30 protein-coding genes are annotated in these 26,043 nt (G+C 71.4%); 11 read left to right on the top strand and 19 right to left on the bottom strand.

What is annotated here, in order from left to right:
* From JNK30_RS13450 to JNK30_RS13460, 3 genes are all read left to right on the top strand, one after another.
* Nucleotides 1–301 (top strand): MgtC/SapB family protein (locus JNK30_RS13450; protein WP_293482881.1); only part of this gene is annotated, 301 nt, incomplete at its 5' end.
* Nucleotides 302–369: 68 nt separating this feature from the next.
* Nucleotides 370–936 carry an SRPBCC family protein gene (locus JNK30_RS13455; protein ID WP_293482883.1) on the top strand — a complete coding sequence of 189 codons (567 nt, stop codon included), beginning with the start codon at nucleotides 370–372 and terminating at the stop codon, nucleotides 934–936.
* 44 nt (nucleotides 937–980) lie between these two features.
* The gene (locus JNK30_RS13460; RefSeq protein ID WP_293482885.1) at nucleotides 981–1,214 is read left to right on the top strand and encodes a hypothetical protein; all 234 of its coding nucleotides are present in this window, start codon (nucleotides 981–983) and stop codon (nucleotides 1,212–1,214) included.
* Here JNK30_RS13460 and JNK30_RS13465 read toward each other — a convergent pair.
* Nucleotides 1,211–3,514, bottom strand: a complete 2,304-nt coding sequence (locus tag JNK30_RS13465; RefSeq protein WP_293482922.1) for a heavy metal translocating P-type ATPase — start codon at nucleotides 3,512–3,514, stop codon at nucleotides 1,211–1,213. The two genes, JNK30_RS13460 and JNK30_RS13465, sit on opposite strands and share 4 nt — an antisense overlap.
* A 138-nt stretch (nucleotides 3,515–3,652) precedes the next feature.
* On the opposite strand from JNK30_RS13465, the gene JNK30_RS13470 reads away from it, so the two are divergent.
* The 4 genes from JNK30_RS13470 to JNK30_RS13485 all read left to right on the top strand — a co-directional run bounded on the left by JNK30_RS13470 (nucleotide 3,653) and on the right by JNK30_RS13485 (nucleotide 5,199).
* Nucleotides 3,653–3,928, top strand: coding sequence for a metal-sensitive transcriptional regulator (locus tag JNK30_RS13470; RefSeq protein WP_293482887.1), 276 nt, complete (start codon nucleotides 3,653–3,655; stop codon nucleotides 3,926–3,928).
* Between the two features lie 131 nt (nucleotides 3,929–4,059).
* Nucleotides 4,060–4,365 (top strand): hypothetical protein, encoded by a 306-nt coding sequence (locus tag JNK30_RS13475; protein WP_293482888.1) that lies wholly within the window; start codon nucleotides 4,060–4,062, stop codon nucleotides 4,363–4,365.
* 77 nt (nucleotides 4,366–4,442) lie between these two features.
* Nucleotides 4,443–4,817 (top strand): hypothetical protein, encoded by a 375-nt coding sequence (locus JNK30_RS13480; RefSeq protein WP_293482889.1) that lies wholly within the window; start codon nucleotides 4,443–4,445, stop codon nucleotides 4,815–4,817.
* A gap of 70 nt (nucleotides 4,818–4,887) precedes the next feature.
* Nucleotides 4,888–5,199 (top strand): hypothetical protein, encoded by a 312-nt coding sequence (locus JNK30_RS13485; protein WP_293482890.1) that lies wholly within the window; start codon nucleotides 4,888–4,890, stop codon nucleotides 5,197–5,199.
* Nucleotides 5,200–5,259: 60 nt separating this feature from the next.
* On the opposite strand, the gene JNK30_RS13490 is transcribed toward JNK30_RS13485, so the two are convergent.
* From JNK30_RS13490 to JNK30_RS13530, 9 genes are all read right to left on the bottom strand, one after another.
* Nucleotides 5,260–5,967: a cytochrome C gene (locus JNK30_RS13490; RefSeq protein WP_293482891.1), complete on the bottom strand. Its 708-nt coding sequence runs from the start codon at nucleotides 5,965–5,967 to the stop codon at nucleotides 5,260–5,262.
* Nucleotides 5,964–6,695, bottom strand: coding sequence for a hypothetical protein (locus tag JNK30_RS13495; RefSeq protein WP_293482893.1), 732 nt, complete (start codon nucleotides 6,693–6,695; stop codon nucleotides 5,964–5,966). The genes JNK30_RS13490 and JNK30_RS13495 overlap by 4 nt, the downstream gene beginning before the upstream one ends.
* Nucleotides 6,682–8,556, bottom strand: a complete 1,875-nt coding sequence (locus JNK30_RS13500; protein WP_293482894.1) for a 2Fe-2S iron-sulfur cluster-binding protein — start codon at nucleotides 8,554–8,556, stop codon at nucleotides 6,682–6,684. Before JNK30_RS13500 ends, JNK30_RS13495 begins: the two co-directional genes overlap by 14 nt.
* An 83-nt stretch (nucleotides 8,557–8,639) precedes the next feature.
* Nucleotides 8,640–9,071, bottom strand: a complete 432-nt coding sequence (locus JNK30_RS13505) for a four-helix bundle copper-binding protein (protein ID WP_293482896.1) — start codon at nucleotides 9,069–9,071, stop codon at nucleotides 8,640–8,642.
* 220 nt (nucleotides 9,072–9,291) lie between these two features.
* Nucleotides 9,292–9,519 (bottom strand): hydroxylase, encoded by a 228-nt coding sequence (locus JNK30_RS13510; RefSeq protein WP_293482897.1) that lies wholly within the window; start codon nucleotides 9,517–9,519, stop codon nucleotides 9,292–9,294.
* 291 nt (nucleotides 9,520–9,810) lie between these two features.
* Nucleotides 9,811–10,269: a nuclear transport factor 2 family protein gene (locus tag JNK30_RS13515; protein WP_293482923.1), complete on the bottom strand. Its 459-nt coding sequence runs from the start codon at nucleotides 10,267–10,269 to the stop codon at nucleotides 9,811–9,813.
* Between the two features lie 53 nt (nucleotides 10,270–10,322).
* Complete coding sequence (locus JNK30_RS13520) at nucleotides 10,323–10,907, bottom strand: RNA polymerase sigma factor (RefSeq protein ID WP_293482898.1); 585 nt, start codon at nucleotides 10,905–10,907, stop codon at nucleotides 10,323–10,325.
* Complete coding sequence (locus JNK30_RS13525) at nucleotides 10,904–11,344, bottom strand: Spy/CpxP family protein refolding chaperone (protein ID WP_293482900.1); 441 nt, start codon at nucleotides 11,342–11,344, stop codon at nucleotides 10,904–10,906. The genes JNK30_RS13520 and JNK30_RS13525 overlap by 4 nt, the downstream gene beginning before the upstream one ends.
* Nucleotides 11,341–11,634, bottom strand: a complete 294-nt coding sequence (locus JNK30_RS13530; protein ID WP_293482902.1) for a hypothetical protein — start codon at nucleotides 11,632–11,634, stop codon at nucleotides 11,341–11,343. Before JNK30_RS13530 ends, JNK30_RS13525 begins: the two co-directional genes overlap by 4 nt.
* A 253-nt stretch (nucleotides 11,635–11,887) precedes the next feature.
* Here JNK30_RS13530 and cueR point away from each other — a divergent pair, with 253 nt between their 5' ends.
* The gene (gene cueR / locus JNK30_RS13535; RefSeq protein ID WP_293482904.1) at nucleotides 11,888–12,331 is read left to right on the top strand and encodes a Cu(I)-responsive transcriptional regulator; all 444 of its coding nucleotides are present in this window, start codon (nucleotides 11,888–11,890) and stop codon (nucleotides 12,329–12,331) included.
* Between the two features lie 16 nt (nucleotides 12,332–12,347).
* On the opposite strand, the gene JNK30_RS13540 is transcribed toward cueR, so the two are convergent.
* The gene (locus JNK30_RS13540) at nucleotides 12,348–12,647 is read right to left on the bottom strand and encodes a copper-binding protein (RefSeq protein ID WP_293482905.1); all 300 of its coding nucleotides are present in this window, start codon (nucleotides 12,645–12,647) and stop codon (nucleotides 12,348–12,350) included.
* A gap of 164 nt (nucleotides 12,648–12,811) precedes the next feature.
* Between JNK30_RS13540 and JNK30_RS13545 the strand changes: the two genes are divergently transcribed.
* Nucleotides 12,812–13,009, top strand: a complete 198-nt coding sequence (locus tag JNK30_RS13545; protein ID WP_293482906.1) for a heavy-metal-associated domain-containing protein — start codon at nucleotides 12,812–12,814, stop codon at nucleotides 13,007–13,009.
* 16 nt (nucleotides 13,010–13,025) lie between these two features.
* Here the strand turns inward: JNK30_RS13545 and JNK30_RS13550 are convergent, their stop codons facing one another.
* From JNK30_RS13550 to copC, 7 genes are all read right to left on the bottom strand, one after another.
* Nucleotides 13,026–13,508 carry a DUF411 domain-containing protein gene (locus JNK30_RS13550; protein ID WP_293482907.1) on the bottom strand — a complete coding sequence of 161 codons (483 nt, stop codon included), beginning with the start codon at nucleotides 13,506–13,508 and terminating at the stop codon, nucleotides 13,026–13,028.
* Nucleotides 13,508–16,660 carry an efflux RND transporter permease subunit gene (locus JNK30_RS13555; RefSeq protein WP_293482908.1) on the bottom strand — a complete coding sequence of 1,051 codons (3,153 nt, stop codon included), beginning with the start codon at nucleotides 16,658–16,660 and terminating at the stop codon, nucleotides 13,508–13,510. The genes JNK30_RS13550 and JNK30_RS13555 overlap by 1 nt, the downstream gene beginning before the upstream one ends.
* Nucleotides 16,657–18,126, bottom strand: coding sequence for an efflux RND transporter periplasmic adaptor subunit (locus JNK30_RS13560; RefSeq protein ID WP_293482909.1), 1,470 nt, complete (start codon nucleotides 18,124–18,126; stop codon nucleotides 16,657–16,659). The genes JNK30_RS13555 and JNK30_RS13560 overlap by 4 nt, the downstream gene beginning before the upstream one ends.
* Nucleotides 18,123–19,394, bottom strand: a complete 1,272-nt coding sequence (locus JNK30_RS13565) for a TolC family protein (protein WP_293482910.1) — start codon at nucleotides 19,392–19,394, stop codon at nucleotides 18,123–18,125. Before JNK30_RS13565 ends, JNK30_RS13560 begins: the two co-directional genes overlap by 4 nt.
* A 91-nt stretch (nucleotides 19,395–19,485) precedes the next feature.
* Entirely contained in the window at nucleotides 19,486–19,839 is a 354-nt protein-coding gene (locus JNK30_RS13570) for a hypothetical protein (RefSeq protein WP_293482912.1), read from the bottom strand.
* Nucleotides 19,840–19,883: 44 nt separating this feature from the next.
* Nucleotides 19,884–20,795, bottom strand: a complete 912-nt coding sequence (gene copD / locus JNK30_RS13575) for a copper homeostasis membrane protein CopD (protein WP_293482914.1) — start codon at nucleotides 20,793–20,795, stop codon at nucleotides 19,884–19,886.
* A 10-nt stretch (nucleotides 20,796–20,805) separates the two neighbouring features.
* Nucleotides 20,806–21,162: a copper homeostasis periplasmic binding protein CopC gene (gene copC / locus JNK30_RS13580; RefSeq protein WP_293482916.1), complete on the bottom strand. Its 357-nt coding sequence runs from the start codon at nucleotides 21,160–21,162 to the stop codon at nucleotides 20,806–20,808.
* Between the two features lie 183 nt (nucleotides 21,163–21,345).
* On the opposite strand from copC, the gene JNK30_RS13585 reads away from it, so the two are divergent.
* Together JNK30_RS13585 and JNK30_RS13590 are read left to right on the top strand one after the other, a co-directional pair.
* The gene (locus JNK30_RS13585) at nucleotides 21,346–23,181 is read left to right on the top strand and encodes a copper resistance system multicopper oxidase (RefSeq protein ID WP_293482918.1); all 1,836 of its coding nucleotides are present in this window, start codon (nucleotides 21,346–21,348) and stop codon (nucleotides 23,179–23,181) included.
* Nucleotides 23,178–24,263, top strand: a complete 1,086-nt coding sequence (locus JNK30_RS13590; RefSeq protein WP_293482920.1) for a copper resistance protein B — start codon at nucleotides 23,178–23,180, stop codon at nucleotides 24,261–24,263. The genes JNK30_RS13585 and JNK30_RS13590 overlap by 4 nt, the downstream gene beginning before the upstream one ends.
* Before the next feature lie 3 nt (nucleotides 24,264–24,266).
* Here the strand turns inward: JNK30_RS13590 and JNK30_RS13595 are convergent.
* On the bottom strand, nucleotides 24,267–26,043 hold a 1,777-nt coding region (locus tag JNK30_RS13595; RefSeq protein ID WP_293482921.1), incomplete at its 5' end, for a copper-translocating P-type ATPase.

Below are 26,043 nucleotides of genomic sequence, written 5' to 3' on the forward strand. Positions count from 1 at the left end.
GCGCCTTCACAGCGAGGACGCGCGGGTGATCAGCACCGTCCTGCAGGGTGTGCTGACAGGGGTGGGGTTCGTGGGCGCGGGGGTGATCATGCACCCGGCCTGCGGCCGTTCGATCCACGGCGTCACCACGGCCGCGGCGATCTGGGTCGCCGCCCTCGCGGGCTTCGCCGCCGGCCTCGGGGAGTGGCTGCTGATGGCGGTGGGGGCGGGGCTCACCTTCGCCCTGCTGATGGCGCCGGAGCCGTTCGCCCCGAAGGCGGCCGCTCAGGACGACGACAAGGGCGAGGTTCCGCGCTGCTGAGCCGCGATTGCGCGAGGTCAAGGCGGGACGCCCGCGCCCTGTCAGCCTGGTTTCGATTGGAGGACGCCATGTCCAAGGTCACACCTTTCGGGATGCGGACCGCCGGCGGCGCAGACGCCGCCCCCGGTGTCGCCGCCTTTCCGCTTCACCGCGACGCCGCCGCGCTTGTGCCCGCGCCGGCGCAGGAGGTGTTCGAACGCCTCGACGACCAGACCCGCTTGGCCGAGCACATGGGACGTCCCTCGGCGATGATGGGCGGCGGCCGCATGACCTATGCCTTCGACGCCCTGCGCGGCCAGGCGGTGGGATCTCATATCCGGATGGGCGGGGAGGCGTTCGGCCTCCGGCTCTTCGTGGATGAAGTCGTCACCCTTCGCGATCCGCCGCGCCGAAAGGTCTGGCGAACGACCGGGGAGCCCACGCTCGTCGTCGTGGGCGTCTACGAGATGGGGTTCGAGATCGCCGACGAGGGCGCGGGCTCGCGCCTGCGCGTCTGGATCGACTACGCCCTCCCCGACCGCGGGTGGGCCCGGCGCGCGCCCGCGCTCGCCGGTCTCTACGCGCGCTGGTGCGTGAACAGGATGGTGTCCGACGCGGTCCGGCACTTCAGGTCTGCGGGTGCGCGGGCGGCATGAACGGAGGGACGCCAGGGATGGGACGGCCAGCGACACGGCGGCCTTTGCGGCGAAGGACGGTGCTCTGCGCGGCGCTCTGGCTGGGACTGGCCGGTTGCTCGCGGGAGCCGGCGCGCGCGCCGTCCGACACGGCCGCCGCCGCCGGCGCCTCCGACGAGATGGGCGAACCCCACGACCAGTCCGCCTTCGCGAAGGACCCGACGGAGACCCATCTCATGTCGCCGGACGAGCCGGACATGCATCCGCAGCCAGAGGCCGCCCCGGCCGAATCCCGCTAGAGTTTCACGCCCTTCAGGCGCAGGGCGTTGCTGACCACGCTGACGCTGGAGAGCGCCATGGCCGCCGCCGCGATGGCGGGCGAAAGCAGCCACCCGAACATCGGATAGAGCACGCCCGCGGCCACGGGCACGCCGGCGGCGTTGTAGACGAAGGCGAAGAACAGGTTCTGGCGGATGTTGCGCATGACGGCGCGGGACAGCCGTCGGGCTTTGACGATCCCCTGCAGGTCGCCCTTCAGCAGGGTCACGCCGGCGCTCTCGATGGCCACGTCGGAGCCCGCGCCCATGGCGATCCCCACCTCGGCGGCCGCCAGCGCCGGCGCGTCGTTCACGCCGTCGCCCGCCATGGCCACCTTGCGGCCCTCCGCCCGGAACCTCTGCACCACCGCGGCCTTGTCCTGGGGCAGGACCTCGGCCTCCACCTCGTCGATGCCGAGCTTGCGGGCCACGGCCAGCGCCGTCGTCCGGTTGTCTCCGGTCATCATCACGAGCCGCACGCCCTCCGCCTTCAGGAGGCGTACCGCTTCCGGCGTGGTGGCCTTGATCGGGTCGGCGATGGCGAACACCGCCGCCGCCTGGCCGTCCACGGCCATGAAGATCGCCGTCGCGCCGTCGGCACGCAGTGACTCCGCCTGCGCGTCGAGGCCGCCGGTGTCGACCCCCTGTTCCTGCAGGAACTTGCCGGACCCGAGCACCAGGCGCCGCCCATCGATCGATCCCAGGACGCCCTTGCCCACGGGCGAGTCGAAATCGCTCGGCTCTGACAGGCTGAGTTCGCGATCGTTGGCGGCGCGGAGGATGGCGTCGGCAAGGGGATGCTCGCTGCCGCGCTCGAGGCTCGCGGCCAGGCGAAGCACCTCGGTCTCATCCCAACCCGCGGCGGGTACGATGGACGTGACCGCCGGCCGTCCCTCGGTGAGGGTCCCCGTCTTGTCGACCACCAGGGTGTCGATCTTCTCGAACCGCTCGAGGGCCTCGGCGTTCTTGATCAGCACCCCGGCCCCGGCGCCGCGGCCCACGCCCACCATGATCGAGATCGGCGTGGCCAGTCCCAGCGCGCACGGGCAGGCGATGATCAGGACCGAGACCGCCGCGACGAGGCCGAAGGCGAAACGCGGCTCGGGACCGAAGATGGCCCAGCCGGCGAACGCCAAGACGGCGACCAGGATCACGATTGGGACGAACCAGCCCGAAACCTGGTCGGCCATCCGCTGGATCGGCGCGCGCGAGCGTTGCGCCTGGGCCACCATGTGGACGATCTGCGACAACAGGGTGTCGGCCCCGATCTTCTCGGCCCGCATGACGAATGAGCCGGTCTTGTTGATCGAGCCGCCCACCACCTTGTCGCCCGCCTCCTTGGTCACGGGCATGGATTCGCCGGTGACCATGGACTCGTCGATCGACACCCGGCCGTCCACGACCTCCCCATCGACGGGCACCTTCTCGCCCGGCCTCACCCGCAACTGGTCGCTCACCAGGATCTGATCGAGGGTAACCTCTTCGTCGGTCCCGTCCGCCCGGACCCGTCGGGCGGTCTTGGGGGCCAGGTCCAGCAGCGCCTTGATGGCGCCCGAGGTCTGCTCGCGTGCACGGAGCTCCAGCACCTGGCCCAGCAGCACCAAGACCGTGATCACGGCGGCGGCCTCGAAATAGATCGCCACGCTGCCGTCTCCGCGGCGGAACGCCGGGGGGAAGATCTGCGGCGCCAGCGTGGCCACGACGCTATAGGCCCACGCCACCCCGATCCCCATGGCGATCAGGGTGAACATGTTGAGGTTGCGGGTCCGCAGCGAGGCCGCGCCCCGTTCGAAGAACGGCCAGCCGGCCCACAGCACCACCGGGGTCGCGAGGGCGAGCTGAACCCAGTTGGATGTCGTGGGCGAAATCCAGCGGTGCAGGTCGAGGATGTGCCCGCCCATCTCCAGCGCCAGGACCGGCAAGGCGAGGACGAGGCCGATCCAGAACCTGCGCGTCATGTCGGCCAGCTCGGGGTTCGGGCCGCTGTCGGCGGTCACCGTCTCCGGCTCCAGCGCCATGCCGCAAATCGGACAGTTGCCCGGACCCTCCTGCCGGACCTGAGGGTGCATGGGGCAGGTGTAGATGACGCCCGCGCGGGCGGGCGGCTGGGCTCGGTCCTTCGTCAGGTACTTCCCGGGTTCGGCGACGAACTTCGCGCGGCAACCCGCCGAGCAGAAATGGTAGCGCGCGCCGGCATGTTCGGCGTGGTGCGCGCTCGTCGCAGGGTCGACCGTCATCCCGCAGACCGGGTCCGTCGCACCGCCAGCATCCGATGGCGGCATGGCCGGGTGGGCATGAGCGTGGAGGCTCGCCTGCGGATCGTTCATGTGCGTCTCCTAGCCTTCCACCATATACCCCTTAGGGGCATTGCTCAAAGGCCGTCCACGGGTATATTGCCGGCTTCCCGCGGAGAGGCCTTGATGGAACGCACGGACAAGCCGCGCCTGCTCAACCGGCTCAGCCGGGTCGAGGGGCAGGTGCGTGGCATCGCCCGCATGGTGGAGCAGGACCGCTACTGCGTGGATATCCTGACGCAGCTCCACGCCGTCCGGGCGGCGGTCCGCCGCGTGGAGACCGAGCTGCTCAGGACCCATCTCGAGCACTGCGTGGCCGACGCCATGACCAGCGGCGACGCGGCCGAGCGCGACCGGAAGACCGCCGAACTCATCGAACTGATGGACAGGCTGCGCAACTGATCCGGACTTTCGACGCACGCTTCGAGTCGATTGACCAAGATCAAGGCTGGTCTTGAGGGGACGCCTAGGGTGCGGACGTAATCCATACGAGGACGGCAGCCGCTGTCCGCGAACCCAGAAAGGACATTCCGATGCGGACTCTGTTCGTCGCCATCGCCGCCCTCGGCCTCGCCGCCGCCGGTCAAGCCTATGCCCAGCCGGAACATGCGGGTCACAAGGCCGCGGCCGAAGAGACCGTCTCGGTCAAGGATCCGGCCAACCCCACCCACGAAGAGTGCAAGAGCGTGATGGGCCGCAAGATGGACGGCCATGTCATGCACGACCACGCCTCTATGAAGGGTACGCCGGGCGTCGCGGTGAAGAAGCCGCTCAGCAAGGCCGAGATGGAAAAAATGCATGGCAAGTGCGCCGCCAAGATGGGCGCCGCCAAGAAGTAGCGCTCCAGAGCCGCGCGCTGTGGCGCGCGGCCGACATTTGCAGGACTTGCCGTCCGCCCGATCCCCTGGAGCGATCCATGACACGCCCGAACCCTCACCTCCGTCCCGCCGTCGCAGGCGCAGCGGTCGCGCTCCTGTTCGGCCTCGCCGCCTGCCAGGACAAGCCGGAGGCTCCGGCCCCCGCAGCCGCGGCTCCCGCCGCCGCGACGGACGCCACTGCCACGACCACGCCCGACGTGTCTGGAGAAGGCGAACACGGGGATTCGGCGCAGACGCTCGAAGAGGCCCGCGCCCAAGGTCACCGCGAGGGTATGGAGATGGAACGCGACGCCCATGAGCGCGGCATGGAAATGGGCGCCAAGGCCCACGCCGACGGCATGAGCGCCAGGGGTGGTGACGCCATGCCGGCGAAGAAGACCGACCCACCCATGAAGATGGACGGCCACATGTAGAGACTGCGTGGGCGCGTGCGCGGGCCCGTCCTGCGGTCGGATCTGGCCAGTTCACCCCTGGAGCACTCCGATGATCCGTCTCAAGAACGCCATTCTCCCCATCGTGGTCGCCACGGCGCTCGGGTTGAGCTTGGCGTCCTGCGACCGCAAGCTGGACGCGGGCAAGGCGTCCCCGGCCACCGCCGACGCGGGCGTCGCGGCCTTAACCCCCGCTACGACCCCCACAGCGACCGGCGAGACCGAATCCGAGGCCCGCGCCGCGCCCGAAGGCGGCCCTCCCTACGGTCCCCGGGCGGGCATGGAACGCGGTCGTGAGGGCCGCGAGCATGGGATGCGGATGGCGCCCGACGCGGTCGCCCCCGCCGACAAGCCGCCAGAATAGCTTCGTCGCCCGCACCGGCCGCGGCTCGGCCGCTTCGCCGACGCGGAGGTTTTTCTGCCGCTAGTGGTGGTCGTAGCGACCCACGTCGCGGATGTTGTTCCAGTCGTCGGTGGCGTGGCAGGCGAAGCACTGCTCCACGCGGGCCTTCTGTCCGGCGACCCGCTGCGACACCATCTCGAAGTGCATCATCGTGTGGCTGGGCGGCGGGCGATGGCATTCGGCGCATTGCGTGGAGCTGTCGGGCGGATGGTGGGATCCTGCGATCCGCCAGGTTTCCGTGCCGTGGCACTGGGCGCAGGTGGCGCCCATCAGGCCCTGGTGGGGATCCTTGACCCCGTGGCACGAGGCGCAGTCGAGCCCGGCGATCCCGGCGCCCTTGGGTGACGCCCGCGGCGGGCTCCAGATGTGGCCATCGAGGAGGACCGTGTGGTCCATCCGGGTGGGCACGCGGCCGCCGAGATGTTCGGTGTGGCAACCGGCGCAGGTCGTCGCCTCGGCGTGGAACCGGGTGGAGGCCTTGGCCGTGAACTGGGTCGCCGCATGGCAGGTCAGGCACTGCCGGGCTTCGATCCCTTTGTGGGGGACGTGGCAGGCCTCGCACTGGCCGGCCAGGAAGCTGTGGGCCCCCGAGACCGGGCCGGGATTGACCAGCCCCTGCCAGCCTGGGACCCCGGCGCTGCCCTGGCTGTGCACCAGCCAGGGGATAAGGAGAGCCGCCACCAGGGCGGCGGAGCCCACAGCGCCGTAGAGGATTGCCGTCCACCTCATAGCCAGCGCAGCCCGTAGTAGAGGCCCGACCAGATGTGCAGCGCCAGGAGGGCGTAGAGCGCCATGGCGATGACGATGTGGAGCTTGAGCCAGCGATCGAACAACGCCTTCACCAGGGCTTCGGCGCGCACCGCGAACTCCAGGTCAGCGATCGCCGCGGCCAGGCGCGCCGGGCTCGACGCCTCCGTCCCGGCGTCACGCCGCACAAGACCACCGCGGAGGATCCGCCAGAGCCCGCCCTTGGCCGGCGCCGTCACGACCGGGGCCGCCCGATCGAGCGCGGCGCGCAGCGCGGCCAGGTCCGACTGGCGGCCGCGGATCGCGCGACCGAGTTGGCTGAGCAGGTAGCGGCCGGCATACCCGCTCAGCACCACCACAAGCATCAGCCCGGTGAGGGAGACGCCCAGCGGACTCTCGAACTTGTGGGCGGCGTGGACGAGGCCGAGCAACGGTCCCAGGATCCCGGCGTAGATGTGGATCGCGAGCAGCGTGCGCATGGACACGTGGCGGGTCACGCGCGCCTTCAGGGACGGCGTGCGCTTGATCACGAGGTAGGCGAACGGCGCCAGCATCAGGACGGCGCCGGCGATCGCGATGAGGCTTCCCGTCAGACTGCCCGGGAAGCGGGCGCTCACATGGACCAGGAAGCCCAGCGGGAAGCCTGCGAGCAGCACGACGAGGCCGCCCACGACGAGGCTCTCGCGCTCCTCGTGATCAGGCCTCGACAACGAGGTCGCCCCCGGTGGACTTGGCCTGGCAGGCCAGCACGTAGCCGGCGGCTTTGTCGGCGGGATCGAGTCCGTCCTCCACAGCCATGCTGACCGCGCCCTGCTTGAGTTTCACCACGCAGACGCCGCAGATACCGGATCGGCACGAGTAGGGGATTTCCACCCCGGCGCCCTCGGCGGCTTCGAGAACGGTCTGGTCGCTGGACAGGGGCGCCGAGACGCCGGCGATCGAGAAGGTGACGGTCTGCGGAGCGACCTCGGTCGCCTTGCGCTTGCCGGGGCGCTTCGCCGGCGGCTTGACCACGTCCTCCGCGGGCGGTTCGTGCATCGGGAGGGACGCGGGGCCGAAGGCCTCCGTCCGAAGCTGTTCGGGCGGCACGCCCAAGTCCTGCAGGACGCCCTTCATGGCGGCCATCATCGCCGGCGGGCCGCAGAGGTGGACGCGGCGGCGGCCGAGATCCGGCACGGCCGCCTGGAGCAGCTCCCGCGTCAGCCGTCCTTCCGGGCCCAGCCAGCTGGTGCCGGGGGTCCGCGTCTCGGCTGTGCAAAGGACGCTCAGGTTCGCATGCCGCCGCTCGAGCTGCTCCAGTTCCTCGCGGAACAGCATCTCGTCGGTGGACCGCGCGCTGTAGATGAAGAAGATCTCGCCCGGCCAGACGAGGTCAGTCAGGTAGCGCAGCACCGACATCATCGGGGTGACACCGACGCCGCCGGCGATCAGGACGATGCTGTCCGCATCCGAGCCGGAGAAGGTGAAGGCTCCGTAGGGGCCGGCGACCTTCAGGCGCACGCCGGCCGCCACGTGATCGTGCAGGTAGGCGGACACGGCCCCCTGCGGCTCGCGCTTGACGGTCAGTTCGACGTAGCCGGTGCGCGTGGGCGCGGAGGCGATCGTGTACGAGCGCTTGGTCGATGACCCGGGCGTGGGCTCCACCTCGACCTGCAGGAACTGCCCCGGGAGGAAGTCGAACGGCAGCCGCCCGCCCGCGGGATCGACCAGGCGGAAGGTGGACACCGTGGGAGTCTCGCGGACCACCTGCGCCACCCGCAACTCGCCCTTCCAGGGCCGTGCGGCGACTGCGACTGACGCTGGACCCTGGGCGGGGACCGTGGCCGGGGCGACCGTCGCCGCCGGCGCAGCAGGCCCGGCCGCCTGGGCGGCGCGGTCGCCCGCGGGCCACCAGGGCGGGCCCGTCTTCGCCGCCGCCAGGACCGCGCGCGCGCGTCCGCGGCGCAGCACCTGCAGCGCGATCAGGCCGAAAGCGACCAGCGCCAGGGCCGTCATCAGGATGAGGTGCCCAGCGTTGGCGCCGTACCAGAGCGAGGCGTGCGCCTGCGGCGACGCGAGGCCGAGCTCGTCGCGGTACCAGTCCAGCGCGACCTGCGACCCGGAGGGTCCGCGCGCCAGGGCCAGATGCGCCGCGGCCCCGCTGCGGAGCAGGGCCTGGCCTTCGCGGGTGGTCTCGTCCGCCCGCGCGAGCGCCGCAGCGTCGTGCATGGAGGCCGCCCATTGCGCCTCCTTGGCGGCCCGGGCGAGCAAGGCGCCCCCGAGGTCCATGCGGCGGCGGCCTTCGTCCGCGATCGCGTGCCGCTCGGCGTCGGAGACGTGGGGCAGGGCCAGGAGGCGTGCATACAAGGGCTTCGCGCTGGCCGACATGCAGCCCTCGCCCATGCAGCCGTCCATCATGCCCGCCATACCATCTGCGCCGCCGGACTGCGCCGAGGCGGCGGGCGCTGGGGCCGTGGCCGGCATCGCCGGGGCGGGCGCGGTTGCAGAACCGGGGGGCGCCGCGGCGGCCGGCGGGGGATGGTGGGCCGCGTGCTCGTTGGCCGGCCGCGGCTGGGCCAGGGCCCCTTCCATCGCCAGGAGCGAGAGGGTTGCCGCGACCAGCGGTCCACGCAGGGCGGCGGCGCTGGAACGGTGCGGCAGGCGGCGGCGCGGCACTAGTGCATCGATCCCGCCATGTGGCGGCAGGACATCGCGCACTCGCGGCAGAGGTCGACACAGGGCTGCAGGGCCGCGGCGGCCCTGGCGTTGCCGCACGCCTCGGCGCAGGCGTCACAGATCTGCGCGCAGGCCGCGCAGAAGGCCGTGTGGACCGGTGAGCCGCGCGAAATGGAATTGGCCGTGGCCTGGCAGATCTCGGCGCAGTCGAGCAGCGTCATCACCAGGGCAGGCTCGGCGCGTCCGGCCCCGGACAGCATCTTGCCGACCGCGTCCTGGCAGGTTGCGCCACACTTCAGGCAGAGCGCGATGCACTCGTCGAGCGACATGTGGCCGTTGCCGGCGGCGGCCTGCGTCGCAGCCGGACCCGCTGCGCCTGCGGCCGCCGCCAGGCCGAAAGCCCCGGTCAGGAGTTCGCGCCGACGGGTCATTCTCGTCTCCCGGGTTGCACAGGCATCCGCGCGCAGGTCAATGGGCTCGCGCCACCGATAGCCGCCAGGCTCCCAGCTAAACGGGGCCGCGGAAACCGGCGTTGATCCACGTCAACGCTCGCTTGCAACAGGGGCGTGCACGGCCCGCCAGAGGGGATACTGAGGCGGACCGTGCCAACTTCCCGCGCGCGTCCCGGAGAGACCGCACGCCCTGGGAAGCCTACTTTTTCAGCATGGCGCGGCACTGGGCATGTGTCATGCCCATGGTGTTGACGGCGCCGGTCTTGTCCGAGGCGTGGCTGTGGGTCGCGCCCTCGCCCATCTCGCTCAGCATCTTCTCGCAGGCCGCCTTTTGTTCGGCGGTCGGCGGCGTATCGTCCATGGTCGCGCAGCCAGCGAGGGCCATGGCGCCCATGGTCGCCGCGACAATTCCCAGGGTCTTCAACATGAGTCCCACTCCTCCTCGATTGCTCAGGCTGAGCTAGCATGGGCTTCCCCGCAGACGCCGCCGGACACGGTCGGCGACGGCGAGCGCGGCGTGGGGCCCGGCAAGTGATCAGCGCGAGGCCGATGTTCAGGCGCACCGCACATCTGCTCAGCTGTCCCTCGCGCATGATCGCCATAGGGGATACGCGCGGACCGAGGCCGAACCCTCACGTTGGCCAAGCTGAGTTGCGGCGTTCGACTGAAGTCCTCGGCGTCCGCCTTTCCCGGGCTTGGCCACGCCGGCCCTTTGCTCTCAGTGCGCCGCGGCCGCCGCCCTCGAGGACCAATGGACGTGCACGATTCTCCACGTCGCGCCGTCGCGCCGCAGCAGCATGGTCTCGGTGGTGATCCGGTCCACGTCGCGGTCCTTGTAGCGGCCCTGTGTGCGCCCCTCTGACGCCACCCACGCCAGGCCTCCGGTGAACCCTCCGGTTCGCCGCAGCAGCGTGCCGGGGACCGCCTGGGCGAAGGCGGCATCGCCGGCCAGGTGGGCCGCGGCGTACTCCGCCTTGGAGCGTTCGGCGCCTCCGGCCTCGAAGATCAGCACGTCGTCGGCGAGCTGGGCCAGGGCGGCGGCGGTGTCGCCGCGGCGCAGGGCGGCATGAAAGGCGTCGACGGCGCGGGCCGCCTCGGGCGGCGCGGCCATAGGGGCGGCGGCCTGCAGGTGTTCGCCGGGGTGGGCGAGCGCCAGCGCCGGCGCGGTGGCGAGCATCAAGGTGGCCGCGACGGCCAGTGCGAGGGGGGGGGGAATGCGTAGGCTCCAGGTCAACGGCCAGGCCGCAGGGTGGGGTCGAGGGTCTCGGCGAGGATCTTGCGAGCGCGATAGACGCGCGTCTCCACCGTCTTGACGGTCACCCCCAGGATGTCAGCCGCCTCCTGCTGCGACAGGCCATCGAGGGCGGTGAGCACGAGGGCTTCCTTGAGCGGACCCGGCAGGCGGGCGATGCCGCGGTCCAGCAGGCCCAGCCGCTCGCGCTCCACGAGGGCTGTCTCCGCATCTGGCGACGGGTCCGCCCGATCTTCCGCGGCCGCCTCGTCGGAGGGGCGGTCGCCGAAGATGAGCCGGCGAAAGGCCCGTCGCCGCGCCCGGTCGCGCGCCTTGTTGATGGCGATGGTGCGGAGCCAGGCGCCGAACGGGCGCGCCGGGTCGTATCGGACCAGGGCGCCCCAGGCGGCGATGAAAGCCTCATGCGCCGCCTCGCGTGCTTCCTCCGGGTCGCCCAGGTAGCGGCGCAGCAATCCGTAGAGGCGGTCCTTGTGCCGCCCGACGAGGGTCGCATAGGCGCGCTCGTCGCCGGCCGCCGCCTGGCGCGCCAGGATGGCGTCGCTGGGCTCGGCGGGCGTGTTCACGGGGTCTCGTCAGTGAGCGCCTTCACCACAGTGTCGTCGAAAACGGCGGCCTGGCCGGGCGTCAACACCTGGCGCATCGCCAGCACGTGAAGGATGGTTTCCTTCTGCAGCTCGCCCATAGCGCGGTGGAATCGGTCAACGGCCTGCTGCACGGCCGGGGAATAGGCATGCTCCCGGCCGATGGCCTGGGCCAGTTCAGCGTTGGCCGCGCGCATTTCCGACTCCAGGGCCTGCCGGCGCGCTGCGAAATCCCGCTCCAGCCCGGCGATGCGTCGTTCCTGATCGGCGCTCAGATCTAGCTTTTCGTGCACCACCTCGTGCAGGGGCGGGTCGTCGTGCATGCGCGAGACGATGTAGGACGCTCCGGCCCAGGCGCCGGCGAACGCGGCCAGCACCGACAGCACTATGGTGATCAGCAGGCCGCGCGCGAAACTCACCCGCGCCCCTCGAGCAGGGTGGAGGGGGCCAGGTGGGCGCCGGTCGAGAAGGTGTCGAAGCGGTGCGGCTCGCTCAGCGTGGTCGCCGCGGCCATGCCGCCGGCCGTCACGCCGAGCGCGAGCGCCATTCCGACCGAGGCGGCGCGGATGGGGGTGAGCGCGCGCGACGCGCGCGCCTCCTCGCGGCGCCGGGCCAGCCCCGCCAGCACGCCCTCTTCGAACCCATCCAGGGACGCCGCGGGCGTCAGCTGCGCCAGTCGCGCGAGCATATGGTCCAGATCGTTCGCCATCGGTCGTCCTTGCGCAGTCTTCACAGGGATATACGCCCGGGGCGTTGTGATCCCGCAAGCGCCTCCGCCCAGGCCCTCAGCCGTGGTCGCGCAGCCGATCGCAAGGCGCGGCGACGGCGTCCGACCCGGGTGAGGGGTCCGGGCGGGCTCATGCGTACCCCTGTTTAGCGGCTCGCTTGACCTTCCAGCGATGGGAAGGCGCATCGAGGGGGCGGCGACCGGCAAGTCGCGAGGCGGGCGAGGGGAGGCTCAGATGAACATCGGTCAGGCCTCCCGCGCATCGGGGGTCAGCGCCAAGATGATCCGCTACTACGAGCAGATCGGCCTGGTCCGACCGGCCGAGCGGAGGGACAACAACAACTACCGTAGCTTCGACGAGCGCAACGTCAACGAACTGCGCTTCATCAAGCGCGCTCGCAGCCTCGGCTTCTCGGTGGACGAGATCACCAACCTCCTCTCGCTGTGGCGTGACCGGGCGCGGCCGAGCCGTGACGTCAAATCGATCGCCGATCAGCATGTCGCCGAGCTCGAGGGCCGCATCGCCGAGATGCAGGCGATGGCGGACACCCTGCGCCACCTGTCCGGCTGCTGCGCCGGCGACGACCGCCCCGACTGCCCGATTCTGGCGGACCTGGCGTCCGGCGACCCCACGGTGGGGGAGCGCCGCCGGGAGGCGGCCCGCCCCTTCGGCGGCTGAGGCCAGGCCTGAAGGCCTATTGCAGCGACAGCACGCGGTCGCCGGCGGCGTTGAGCGTGAAGGTCACGGATTTTCCCGTCTTGGCCGTCTTGACCACCTCGGGAGACGCCTTGAACGTCATGGTCATCGCTGGCCACTTCAGGGCCGGAATGGGGCCGTGATGCAGGGTGACCGTCCCCGCTTTTGCGTTCACGCCCTTCACGACGCCCGAGCCCTGGACGGGCGCGGCGGCGCCGTGGTCGGAGTGGTTCGCGTGCTGGGCGGCGGCGGGCGCGGCCGCGGCGAGCGCGCCGGCGATGATCAAAGCCAGTCTCATGTCGTTCTCCTGAGTATCGGACGCGGACCCGCCAGCGGCGCGGCCTGTCGGTGAAATTACGCACCGCCCCCGCGCATCCCTCAAGAGGAGCTCCCTGAAGCTCTTGACCTTCCCATGATGGGAGACCCTACCTCAAGGGCCGGAGTCAGCCATGGAGGTGCGAGATGCTTCGGTTGAAGGTTGAAGGCATGGGATGCGGACATTGCGTCGGCGCGGTGACCCGCGCGGTGCAGGGGCTCGATCCCGCAGCGGCGGTTCGCGTGGATCTCGAGGCAGGAACGGTGGAGGCGCAAACCCGCGCCGACCCCGCGGCGGTGTCGCAGGCGATCACCGCCGCGGGGTACAAGGCCCAGGCCCTCTGAGGGGCCATAGGCGGCGTCACCCGTGTGTCGCGAACGGCCGCGTGCGGCCGGACCTGTCGAGCAGCAGCAGGGTCTGGAACCGCTCGGTGGCGCCGCCGGGCTGTTCCATCCCCGGCGAGCCCAGCGGCATGCCGGGAACCGTCAGGCCCAGGGCCTTGGGCCGTTCCCGCAGCAGCCGGGTCACGTCAGCCGGCGGCACATGGCCCTCGACCACATAGCCCCCGATCACCCCGGTGTGGCAGGACGAGAGCGCGAAGGGGATCCCGTACCTCTGCCGCACGGGCGCGAGGTCCTCCATCTCGACGACCTTGGGCGAGAAGCCTGCGCGGCGCATGTGCGTGACCCAGCCGCCGCAGCAGCCGCACCAGGGCGTCTTGTAGACCGTCAGCTCGGCCGCCGCCGCGCGGGCGCAGCCCGCGGTCAGGCCCAGCGCCGCGGCGCCCAGGACCAGCGTGCGGCGACCGAGGCCCGGGGCCAGGATGCGGGAGGGTTCGCTCATCAGGAGATTCCTTTCAGTCGTGGAGCAGGCCGGTCCGGCCGACGGCTTCGGCGCAGCAGCAGATAGCCCGCCGGAATCACGAGCATCGACAGTAGCGGCGCCGTGAGCATGCCGCCGATCATCGGGGCGGCGATGCGGCTCATAACCTCCGACCCAGCCCCGTGTCCCACAAGGATCGGAGCCAGGCCCGCCAGGATCACCGCGACGGTCATGGCCTTGGGCCGCACGCGCAGCAGCGCGCCCTCGTGCACCGCGGCCGCCAGATCAGCGTCGCTGGGATTCGGGCCTTTCTCAGCCAGGGCGTGCTTGAGGTAGATCAGCATCACCACGCCGAACTCGGCCGCCACCCCGGCCAGGGCGATGAAGCCGACGCCGGTGGCGACGGACTGGTGATAGCCCAGGAGGTAGAGAGCCCAGATGCCGCCGGTCAGCGCAAAAGGCAGCGTGCCCATGATCAGCGCGGCCTCATCCCAGCGCCGGAAGGTGGCGTAGAGCAGCAGGAAGATGATCGCCAAGGTCGCCGGGACCACCAGCTTCAGGCGCGCGGCGGCCCGCTGCAGGTACTCGAACTGACCGGCGTAGGCCACCGACACGCCAGGCGGCAGCTTCACCTCCTTGGCGACGGCTCGCCGCAGGTCGGTGACCACGGAGTTCAGATCGCGGCCGCGGACGTCCACATAGACCCAGGTCGAGGGGCGCGCGTTCTCGGTCTTCAGCATCGGCGGTCCGTCGGCGACCTCGATCACCGCGACGGTCCCCAGGGTGATCTGCTGCCCGGCGGGCGTCAGCACTGGCAGGCCGCGCAGGCCCTCCAGGCTGTCGCGCAGCTCGCGCGGATAGCGCACGCTGATCGGGTAGCGGGCGACGCCCTCCACCGTCTCGCCCACGGTCTGGCCGCCGATGGCGCCGCCGACGATCTCCTGCACGTCGGCGATGTTGAGGCCGAAGCGGGCGGCGGCGGCGCGATCGATCCGGACATCCACATAGCGCCCGCCGGTCAGGCGCTCCGCCAAGGCCGAGGAGACGCCAGGGGTGCGCTTGGCGACGGCTTCCACCTGGGCGGCCACTCGGTCGAGCTGCGCCAGGTCGGCGCCCGAGACCTTGACGCCGATCGGGCTCTTGATGCCGGTGGCCAGCATGTCGATGCGGTTGCGGATCGGCGGCACCCAGACGTTGGCGAGGCCGGGAATCCTCACCACCCTATCGAGTTCCTCGGTCAGCTTCTCCGGGGTCATGCCGGGGCGCCACTGGTCGCGCGGCTTGAACTGGATGGTGGTTTCGAACATCTCCAGCGGCGCCGGGTCGGTGGCCGTCTCGGCGCGTCCGGCCTTGCCGAACACGCTCTTCACCTCCGGGACCGTGCGGATCAGCCGGTCGCTCTTCTGCAACAGCGCCGAGGCCTGCGCCGCCGAGATGCCCGGAAGGGCGGACGGCATATAGAGCAGGTCGCCCTCGTCCATCGGCGGAATGAACTCCCCGCCCAGACGGCTGAGCGGCCAGGCGGTGGTGGCGAAGGCCAGCAGCGCGACGACGAGCACCGTGCGCGGCTTGCGCAGCACCCAGCCGATGGCGGGCTTGTAGGCCCGCGTGAGCCAGCGGTTCACCGGGTTGGCGTCCTCGCTCGGGATGCGCCCGCGGATCAGGAAGCCCATCAGCACCGGCACAAGGGTCACCGAAAGGATCGCAGCGCCGGCCATGGCGTAGCTCTTGGTGAAGGCCAGGGGGGAGAACAGCCGCCCCTCCTGCGCCTGAAGGGCAAAGACCGGCACGAACGAGAGCGTGATGATCACCAGGCTCAGGAACAACGCGGGTCCGACCTCGGCCGCGGCCTCGGTCACCACCCGCCAGCGGGTCTCCTCGCTCATCGCCTCGCCAGGTTGATCGTGCGCCCATCGCTCGAGCCGCTTGTGGGCGTTCTCGATCATCACGACCGCGGCGTCGACCATGGCCCCGATGGCGATGGCGATGCCGCCCAGCGACATGATGTTGGCGTTCACGCCCTGCGCCCGCATCACCAGGAAGGCGAACAGCACGCCGAGCGGCAGAGTCAGGATGGCCACCAGCGCCGAGCGCGCGTGCCAGAGGAAGAGGGCGCAGACGACGCCCACGACGATGAACTCCTCGACCAGCTTCTGGGTGAGGTTGGTGATCGCCCGGTCGATCAGCAGCGAGCGGTCGTAGGTGGTGACCACTTCCACGCCCGGCGGCAGGCTGCGCTTGAGTTCAACGAGCTTGGCCTTCACCGCCGCGATGGTCTCGCGCGCGTTCTTGCCCGAGCGCATGACCACGACGCCGCCGGCCACCTCGCCCTCGCCGTTCAGCTCGGCGACACCGCGGCGCATCTCCGGGCCGATCTGCACCGTCGCCACATCGCCCAGCCGAACGGGCACGCCGCCCGCCGCGGTGCGCAGCGGGATGGCGCGGAAGTCGTCGAGCGTCTTCAGATAGCCGCTGGCCCGGACCATGTATTCGGCCTCGGCCATCTCCAGCACGGAGCCGCCCGTCTCCTGGTTCGCCCGCTGAATCGCCGCGACGGCCTCCTGGTGGGTGACGCCATAGGCCGCGAGGCGGACCGGATCGAGCAACACCTGATACTGGCGCACCATGCCGCCGATACTGGCGACCTCGGCGACGCCCGGCAGGCTCTTCAGCTCATAGCGCAGGAACCAGTCCTGCAGGCCGCGCAACTGCGACAGGTCGTGGCGGCCGGTGCGGTCGACCAGCGCATACTCGTAGATCCAGCCGACGCCGGTGGCGTCCGGCCCGAGCGCGGCTTTCGCGCCGGCCGGGAGGCGGCCCTGTACCTGATTCAAATATTCCAGCACCCGGGAGCGCGCCCAGTAGAGGTCCGTCCCGTCCTCGAAGAGCACATAGACGAAGCTGTCCCCGAAGAACGAATAGCCCCGAACCGTCTTCGCGCCGGGCACGGAGAGCATGGTGGTGGTCAGGGGATAGGTGACCTGGTTCTCCACGATCTGCGGCGCCTGGCCGGGATAGTTTGTGCGGATCACCACCTGCACGTCGGAGAGGTCCGGCAACGCATCGACGGGCGTCGCACGCATGGCCAGGACCCCCGCGACCAACAGAGCCAGAGCGCCCAGTAGGACGAGAAACCGGCCCCGAACCGAGGCCCGGATGAGGGCGGCGATCATCGGGCCGGCCTCCGCTGGACTCGGCGGACGATCGGACCGTTCGCCGTCTGCTCGAAGGCGAAGGTCACCTGCTCGCCCGGCCGCACCGCGTGGGCGAGGTGTGGATCGGTGAGACGGAACGACATGGTCATGGCTGGCCACTGCAGCGCGGGGATGGCCTCGTGGCTCAACGTCACCTGGCCGGCCGTGATCTGCTCCACGCGACCTACGCCTTCGATCAGGGCGGCCGGGCCGCGAACCGGCGACGCGCCGCCGATCGGACGGGCCGCGACGCCGGACAGGCTGGCTTCGCTGTCGATGAGGAACTGGCCGGAGGCCACGACCTGTTCGCCTTCGCGCAGGCCGGCCAACACCTCGGTCTGGCCGCCCGCCTCACGTCCGGTCCGGATTTCCGCGGGCTGATAGGTTCCACGGGGCCCCGCCAGCAAGACCAGCGTGCGCCGTCCGGTGCGGATCACAGTCTCGGTCGGCACCAGGAGCGCGGGTCGCGCAAGGCCACCGAACCGCACGGTGGCGAACATGCCGGGCCGCAGCCGGCCGCCGGCGTTGGGCAACTCGATCCTGACCGTCAGGGTCCGGCTCTCCGCCTGGGCCTGAGGCAGGATGGCGGTCACCCGGCCCCCTAACGTCTCGCCAGGGTAGGCCGCCAGCGAGGCGGTGGCCGCCTCCCCGACACGCACCTGGCCCGCCATCGCCTCGGGAACCGCTGCGTTCAGCCAGACGCGGCCGAGGCCGTTGACCTCGGCCAGGGTCTGCCCCGCCGTCACCGTCATCCCGTTGCGGACTGAGAGCGTGCGGATCACCCCGCCAGAGGGCATGACGACGGTCGCCACATTGTGCACGCGCCCGCCGTGTTCCACGGCCGAGATCAGGCTGGGAGGCATGCCCAGCAACTGCAGGCGCTGGCGGCTCGCGCGGATCAGCGCCGCATCGCCTGATCGCCGCACGGCCAGGAACTCGTCCTGCGCGCCCGCCCAGTCGGGGACGAGGATGTCCGCCAGGGGCGCACCAGCTGCCACGACGTCCCCGGGCGCGCGGCCATAGACCCGCTGCACGAAGCCGGCGGCTCTAGCCTGCACCACGGCCACGTCGCGTTCGTTGAAGTCGATGACGCCCGTTGCGGACAGGCCGCCGGGGAGCGCGCCGCGCTGCGCCTTGGCGAGGCGCATCCCCAGGCTCTGCGTCTGCGCCGGATCGATGGTCACGCCGGGCGCCTGCGGGGCCGGGACTTCATCGGCGTATTTCGGCTGCAGCGGCATGTCCATGAAGGGCGACTTGCCGGGCCGCTCGAAGCGCTGGCCGGGCGCCATCGGGTCGTACCAGTAGAGCACCTTGCGGCCTGCCGCGGCCGGGACGTCCGCCGCGGGCGCCGTCGCCCGGCCGATCATGACACCGCCGGCGATGGCGGCGACGGTGAGGGCGGTTGCGGCGGCAAGCCCGACCGGAGATATCTTGAAGCGGGTCATCGGTCGCTCCCAAAGGTGTGAGTGAGCCGCGCGGTCGCCCGAGCCAGGGCGGCTTCGCGTTCGAGCAGGGTGAGGTGCGCCTCGGCGCGGGCGCTGAGCGCCTCGGTCACGTCAGCCACGCCCGCGCGGCCGGCGGCGTAGCTGGCGGTTTCCAGGTCGGCGCGCGTGCGGGCCAGCGGCAGGAGCGTGTCGCGCGCCCGCAGCCACCGCTCCCCAAGCATGGCGTAGTCGGCCAGGCCCGCCTCGAGCTCGGCGGCCAGGCCCCGCGCGGCCGCGTCCCGCTCGGCGCGGGCCTGGCCAAAGGCGGCTGTGCGTGCGGCGATGATCGGCTCCTGCCGGGTGCGGGCGAAGACCGGCAGGCTCACCGTCACCCCGACGGAGACCATGTCCCCGAACATCGGGTCGCGGCGCTGGTAGGCGAGCTCCAGGCCCAGGTCCGGGCGCTTGCCGGCGCGCGCCAGGTCGACCTCGGCGCCTGCCTGGCGGATCGATGCGTCGCGGACCTCGAGCAGGGGGTGGCGGTCCAGCCCGGCGCGCAGGCCGGCGACGTCCAGGTCCAGCGGCGGCGCGGGCCCTGCCGGCTCGGCGGCGGTGTCGCCGCTCCAGCGGCCCAGACGGGCGCGCGCGACCGCGACGGCGGCGACCAGTTCGCTGCGGCGGTCGGCGAGCTCGGCCCGAAGGCGCTGCGCCTCGGGGCCTGCTGCGGGGCGGGCCGCACCCGACGCCACACTGGCGAACGCGGCGTCCCAGAGCGGGCTCAGCGTGGCGACCGCCTGGTCCAGGGCCGCCAGCCGCCGCTCGGCGTAGTACAGGTCCACCCAGGCCGCGGCGGCGGCGGCGCGCACGTCGCGGCCCGTCGCGCGCCGGGCCGCGAAGGCGGCGACTATGCCGGTCTGCGCGCGCTCGCGCTCGGCCCGCCGCTTAGCGCCGTTCGGCAGCTCCTGCGTCAGGCCGAACCGGGCCATGGTCATCTCGTCGGCGTCGAAGCGGCCTGCGCCGCGGCCGGAGACGGGGACGTTCTCGAGGCCGAGCTGCAGCTTCGGATCCGGCAACGCGCCTGCGGCGCGGGAGGCCGCCCGCGCGGCCTCTTCCTGTAAGGCCGCGGCCTGCAGTTCAGGCGCCTGGGCTTCGGCCCGCTCAAGGGCGGCCGCGAGCGTGATCGGCGCGGCGGCCGCTGGCGCGACGGCCAGCCAAGCTGCGGCGGCTGCGAGGCCGGGCCAGCGAGCGCGACGGCGCTCCCGCCGGGCGCGTGGGAACAACAAGGTCATGGGATCGTCCTGACGACGCGGAACCAAGCGCCCGAGGGCGCATGCGGTCTCGCGCGCCGGGCGGAGCCTCAGGGCTATCCGGCGGCGCGCTTCAGGCGAGCGGTCGCGGTGGTCGTTCCAACGGCGGCGGCGGATGTGCGTGCAGGCGCAGCGTGCACGGCGACGCATAGGAAGTCCAACTCGCCGCCGGACGCTCGACCACCAGCGCCGTCGGCAGGTCGGCGACGACGCCGGCCATGACGACGCACTTGGCGGCGCAGGCGGGGTCCATGGGCGCGAACGGATCGGGATCGCAGCACGGCATTTCCGCCATGGCTGCGCCGTCCGCAGAGGCCGCTACGGCGACGGTGTCCATATGCTCGCAAGCGCGTGTGGCCGCGACCGCGTTGAGCGGGCTGAGGGCCAGGGCCAGGAGGGCGAGGAGCGCAAACAGCCGCGCGATCATGAGCGCATCATGCCCCCTTCGCGGGCGCCTGTCTTTGACTTCCCTCAAGCCGCCGCCGGGGGCGCCAGGGCGCCGAGCGCCGCCACCAGCGCCAGGACGAGGACGGCGGCCCCGGTCTCGAGCGCGATGCTGCGGCGCAGGCCTGCCAGCGCTGCGAGATCGCCTGACTTCGCGCTCGCGGCCAGGGCGGGCGTCAACCGGAAGCGGTTCACCGCCGCCAGGGCCAGCATGGCGGCGAAGACGCCGAGCTTGGCCAGCATCAGGACGCCCCAGCCGGTTGTGGCGAGGCGTTCCAGGCCCTGCAATCCGACCAGGAACCAGCTGTTGACGAGGCCGGTCAGGACCAGTGTCGCGACCACCGCTGAGCCGACGCCGGAGAAGCCGGCGAGCGCGCCGTGCAGCGCCTGCGCCTCAGGGGTTGAGAAGGGCTTGGCGCGAAGCAGAAGCGCGAAGGCCACCAGCGCCCCGATCCAGACCCCCGCGGCCAGGAGGTGCAGAATGTCGGCGACCAGATGGAGGAGGCTCCCGGGTCCTTGGGTGGCGGCCCCGTGGCCGCTCCAGGCGAGGCTGGCCACGGCGGCGGCGCCCAGGACGCTGAGCGCCCACCACAGGCGACCGCCAGGCGCCATGAACAAGGCCAGGACGAGCGCCGCCGTGGCGGCCAGGGCGCGGGCGAGGGCCGCGAGGCCGAATGGCGTCTCGACGCCGACGCTCACCAGGAGCGCGCCATCCCATGCTGCCGAGGGGTCTCCAGCCATCACGGCCGTCTGCGCGAGCAGCCCGGCCCCGGCCCCGGCGAATAGCGCCAGGCCGGCGACGATGGCGATCGGCCGAGGCCACGGGAGCGCATCCCGCACCGGGGCCCTCAGGCCGTAGAGCAGGAAGAACGGCGCTCCGAAGAGCACGACGGCGGCCGCAAACTGCAGGAAGCGCAGGGCGACGACGACGGCGTCCATACGCGCGCCGTCAGCGGACGGTGAAGCTGAAGGCGCCCTGCATCCGATGGGTGTCCGCGGTTACCGCGTGCCACTTCACCTCATAGACGCCGGCGGTTAGTGGCCGTGCGGGCGTCCCGACCAGAGAAAGCCCGTCCTTGCCCGGGGCCACCTTCACCGGCACGGCCGCGCCTTTCGAAGAGACCTCGAAGCCGGAGAACTTGGCCTGCAGCTTTTCATTGAACTGGAGCTGGATGTGCGGAGGCGCGGCCGACGTCGCGTTGGCGGCGGGGCTGGAACTCACCAGCTTCGCATGTGCGGACGCCTGGCTGGCCACGAGTAGTGCGCTCGCGGCGACGGCGAGCGCGACGGGTGTTCTGAACGTCATTCCGAGATCTCCGCGTGGGTGAGGCACGCCTCACGGGTCAGTACGCATGGCGCACGGCCAGCCCCTCACGCGACGAAGCGAGGAGCCGCGCGACATCGGTTGTGAGGGGCGCGGCCGACCTCGCGCGTATACTGGCCATGTCGCCTCGCGCCACGGGGCCGAGACGAGCCTTCGGGACGGACGATGCACAGTTTCCTCAGCCGCCGAGACCTTCTGCGCGGCGCGACCCTTGCGGGTGGCGGCCTCGCCGCCGCCAGCCTGCTGCCGGGATGGGCCCAGAGCGCCACACCTGGCCTGCCCACGTTGCCGAGCCTCTCGGGGGAGGACATCAAGCTGACGATCGGCCACAGCACGCTGAAGGTCGATGGCCGCAGCGGGCATGCGGTCACCATCAACGGCACCGTGCCGGCGCCGCTGATCCGCCTGAAGCAGGGCCAGAACGTCCGTCTCTCCGTGACCAACACGCTCGACGAGGACACCTCGATCCACTGGCATGGTCTGCTGGTGCCGTTCGAAATGGATGGCGTGCCCGGCGTGAGCTTCCCCGGCATCAAGCCGGGCGAGACCTTCGTCTATGAGTTTCCGGTCATCCAGAGCGGCACCTACTGGTACCACAGCCACTCGGGCCTGCAGGAACAGGAGGGCCACTACGGCCCGATCGTGATCGACCCGGCCGGTCCGGATCCAGTGGCCTACGACCGCGAGCACGTGGTCGTACTGTCCGACTTCAGCTTCATGCACCCGCACCGCATCTTCCAGCGGCTGAAGCAGCAGTCGGGCACCTTCAACTATCAGCGCCAGACTATCGCGGGCCTGCTCGCGGGCAAGGACCAGACGCTGCAGGAGCGGAAGGAATGGTCCAAGACGCTCATGGACCCCACCGACATCTCCGACGTCACGGGCGCGGTCTATAAGTTCCTTATCAACGGCCACGGGCCTGAGGACAACTGGACGGCCCTGTTCACGCCCGGCGAGCGGGTGCGCCTGCGGTTCATCAACGCCGGCGCCCAGACCATCTTCAACGTCCGCATTCCCGGCCTGAAGCTCATCGTGGTGGCCGCCGACGGTCAGAACGTGCGGCCGGTCGAGGTCGATGAGTTCCAGATCGGCAACGCCGAGACCTACGACGTGATCGTGCAGCCGACGGAGGATCGCGCCTACACCCTGGTCTCCGAGGCCGTGGACCGCTCGGGGATGGGCCGGGCGACCCTGGCGCCACGCCCCGGCATGAGCGCAGCGGTCCCGCCGCTTCGCGAACGGCCGCTGGGCACCATGAAGGACATGGGCATGGACATGTCCACGCACGCCGGCCACGGCGGAGCCCAGGGCGGCGCGCCGGCCGCGACGGGCGGGGATCACGCGGCGATGGGTCATGGCGCGGCGGGCGCGGCTCAGCCCGCGCCGGGCATGGCGCCGCCGCGGGTGCGCGGCGCTGACGCCATGGGCGACATGGGCGGCATGGAGATGTCCATGCGCGATCCCCTCAACGCGCCGCAGGTGAAGATGGGCCCCGGCGTTCAATCGATCGCGCCGTCTCCGATGGATCGCACGGGGGAGCCCGGGCAGGGCCTGGAGAGCGTCGGTCACCGCGTGCTCGTCTATACGGACCTTATCGCGCTGGAGCCCAATCCCGATACGCGGGCGCCGTCACGAGGCCTGGAGATCCGCCTGACTGGCAACATGGAGCGCTTTATCTGGGGCTTCGACGGGATGAAGTTCAGCGATGGCCCGAAGCCCTACAGTTTCCGCAAGGGCGAACGGGCGCGGGTCACGCTAGTCAACGACACCATGATGACCCACCCCATTCACCTGCATGGCCATTTCTTCGAGCTGACGCATGGGCCGGTGGGGCACATGCCACGCAAGCACACGGTCAATGTGCTGCCCGGCGGAAAGGTGAGCTTCGACATCACCGCCGAGCCGGGCGACTGGGCGTTCCACTGCCACATGATGTACCACATGCACGCCGGCATGTTTCAGGTGTTCGCCGTGCGGCCGCTGGATGGAGCCGCCGCATGAACCGCCTGATCTGCATGGCCCTGCTTCCGGCCTTCTTTGCGGGCCCCGCCCTGGCCCAGACCCCCGACCCGCATGCCGGCCACGCCATGCCGGCGTCGAAAGCCGATCCGCACGCGGGGCATGCGGCGCCGGCGGGGAAGCCCGCGCCGCGGCCGTCGGCCGATCCGCACGCCAGCCACGCGATGCCGGCCCCGCAAGCCGATCCGCACGCGGGTCACGCGGCTCCGGCGGGGCCGCCGCCGGCTGATCCGCATGCCGGCCACGCAATGCCGGCGCAGCCCGTAGACCCGCACGCCGGACACGCTGCGGCGCCCGCCGCAACCCAGACCGGGGCGGACCTGCCCGTCGGTGGGGAGCCGCCGCCGCCGCCGCCCGCCGAGGCGGGCGCAGACCGGGTGTACGGCGCGGCGCCCATGGCCGAGGGCCGTGCGATCCTGCGGCAGGAGCATGGCGGGACCCGGCTCTCCAAGGTGATGGCCAACATGTCCGAAGCCCGCCTGGGCTCCGGCGGCGGCTACCATTGGGACTTCGAGGCCTGGTACGGCGGCGACCTGAACCGCCTCGTCCTGAAGTCGGAAGGCGAGGGAAGCTGGGACGACGGAGCCGAGGACGCCGAGGTCCAGGTCCTCTATTCCCGCGCCGTCGGCGTCTACACCGACGTGCAGGTGGGCGTGCGCCACGACTTCGAGCCGGGGCCGGAGCGCACCTATGCCGTGGTCGGGTTTGAGAGCCTGCTTCCCTACTGGTTCGAGGCCGAAGGCGCGCTGTTCCTCTCCAACAAGGGCGAGGTACTGGGCCGGCTGGAGGGGACGTACGATCTCCGGCTGGCGCAGCGGCTGGTGCTGCAGCCGCGTGCGGAGCTCAACTTTTCGGCGGAAGATATCCCTTCTCGCGGCGTCGGCTCGGGCCTTTCGGACGTCGAGGCGGGTCTGCGGCTGCGCTACGAGATCCGCCGGGAGTTCGCGCCGTACGTGGGCGTAGTCTGGAGCCGCAAGGTGGGCGACACCGCCGACTTGGCGCGGGCCGCGGACGAGGACGCAAGCGACACCCGCCTCGTCGTCGGTCTGCGGGCCTGGTTCTGAACCTCACGCGGTCGCGGGGCGGAAGCCCCGCAGCCGCAGCGCGTTGGCCAGCACGCTGACGCTGGACAGCGCCATCGCGCCGGCGGCGATCATCGGCGAGAGTGTGAGGCCGAACGCCGGGTAGAACACGCCCGCCGCCAGCGGGATCAGGAGCACGTTGTAGCCGAACGCCCAGGCGAGGTTCTGGCGAATGTTGGCCAGGGTCGCGCGGCTGAGCGCCACCGCCGTGGCGACGGCCCGAAGGTCGCTGCGCATCAGCACCACGTCGGCGCTCTCGATGGCGATATCCGTGCCGGCGCCCATGGCGATCCCGACGTCGGCGGCGGCGAGCGCCGGGGCGTCGTTGATGCCATCGCCCACGAAGGCTGCGGCGCCGTGCTTGACGCGGAGCGCCTGGAGGGCGGCCACCTTCCCGTCCGGCAGCACTTCGGCCACGACCTCATCGACGCCAAGCGCATCGGCCACCGCCCGCGCCGTCCGCGCACTATCGCCGGTGATCATCGCCACTTTCAGCCCGGCGGCGTGCAGGGCGGCCAGCGCGGCGGGCGTGGTGGGCTTGATCGGGTCGGCGACGGCGATCAACGCGGCCACACGCCCGTCGATCGCCACGAACAGCGGCGTCTTGGCCTCGGCGGCCAAGCGGGCGGCCTCGGGCGCGAAGGCGGCGATGTCGACGCCCAGGCGGGTCATGTAGCGGTCGGCGCCCACCTGCACGCGCTGGCCCTCGACCCTCGCCTCCGCCCCGAAGCCGGGGACCGCCTCAAAAGCGTCGGCAGGAGATGGGGTCAGGCCCCTCTCCGCCGCCGCCCCGACGATGGCGGCCGCAATCGGATGTTCCGAGCGGGCCTCTACCGCCGCGGTCAGCCGCAGCGCCTCGTCGGCCGCGAAGCCCTCGGCCGGGATCAGGTCGGTGAGGGCTGGGCGGCCGAGGGTGAGGGTGCCAGTCTTGTCGAAGGCCACCACCTTCACGTCACGTAGGGCCTGCAGCGCTTCGCCGCGGCGGAAGAGGACGCCAAGCTCGGCGGCCTTGCCGGTCCCCACCATGATCGAGGTGGGGGTGGCGAGGCCCATGGCGCAGGGGCAGGCGATGATCAGCACCGCCACGGCGTTGACCAGGGCGAAGCTGAGCGCCGGGCTGGGGCCGAAGGCAAGCCAGGCGGCGAAGGTGGCGAGTGCGGCCACGATTACGGCCGGCACGAACCAGCCGGTGACGCGGTCAACGGCGGCCTGGATCGGCAGCTTGGCCCCCTGGGCCGTCTCCACCATGCGGACGATCTGGGCCAGCAGGGTGTCGCCGCCCACCTTGGTGGCGCGGAAACGAAAGGCGCCGGTCTTGTTGACGGTGCCGCCGACCACCGCGTCGCCGGGGCGTTTCTCTGTGGGGATCGGCTCGCCGGTAATCATCGACTCGTCGACGAAAGAGCCGCCTTCGACGACCTCGCCGTCAACGGGGAGCCGCTCGCCCGGGCGGACATCGACCAGGTCGCCGACGGAGACCTCGGCGATCGGCACCTCGATCTCCCGCCCGCCGCGAAGGACGCGAGCGGTCTTCGCCTGCAGGGTCATCAGCCGGCGGATCGCCTCGCTGGTGCGGCCCTTGGCCTGGGCCTCGAACATTCGGCCGAGCAGGATCAGGCTTACGATCACGGCCGCGGCCTCGTAGTAGACGTGGTCGGCGCCGGCCGGCAGCAGAGCTGGCGCGAAGGTCGCCACGGCGGAGTAGGCGAAGGCCGCGCTGGCGCCGAGAACCACCAGGGAATTCATGTCCGGGGTGCGCCGG

The sequence above is a fragment of the Phenylobacterium sp. genome, from assembly GCF_016793225.1.
Classification (GTDB): domain Bacteria; phylum Pseudomonadota; class Alphaproteobacteria; order Caulobacterales; family Caulobacteraceae; genus Phenylobacterium.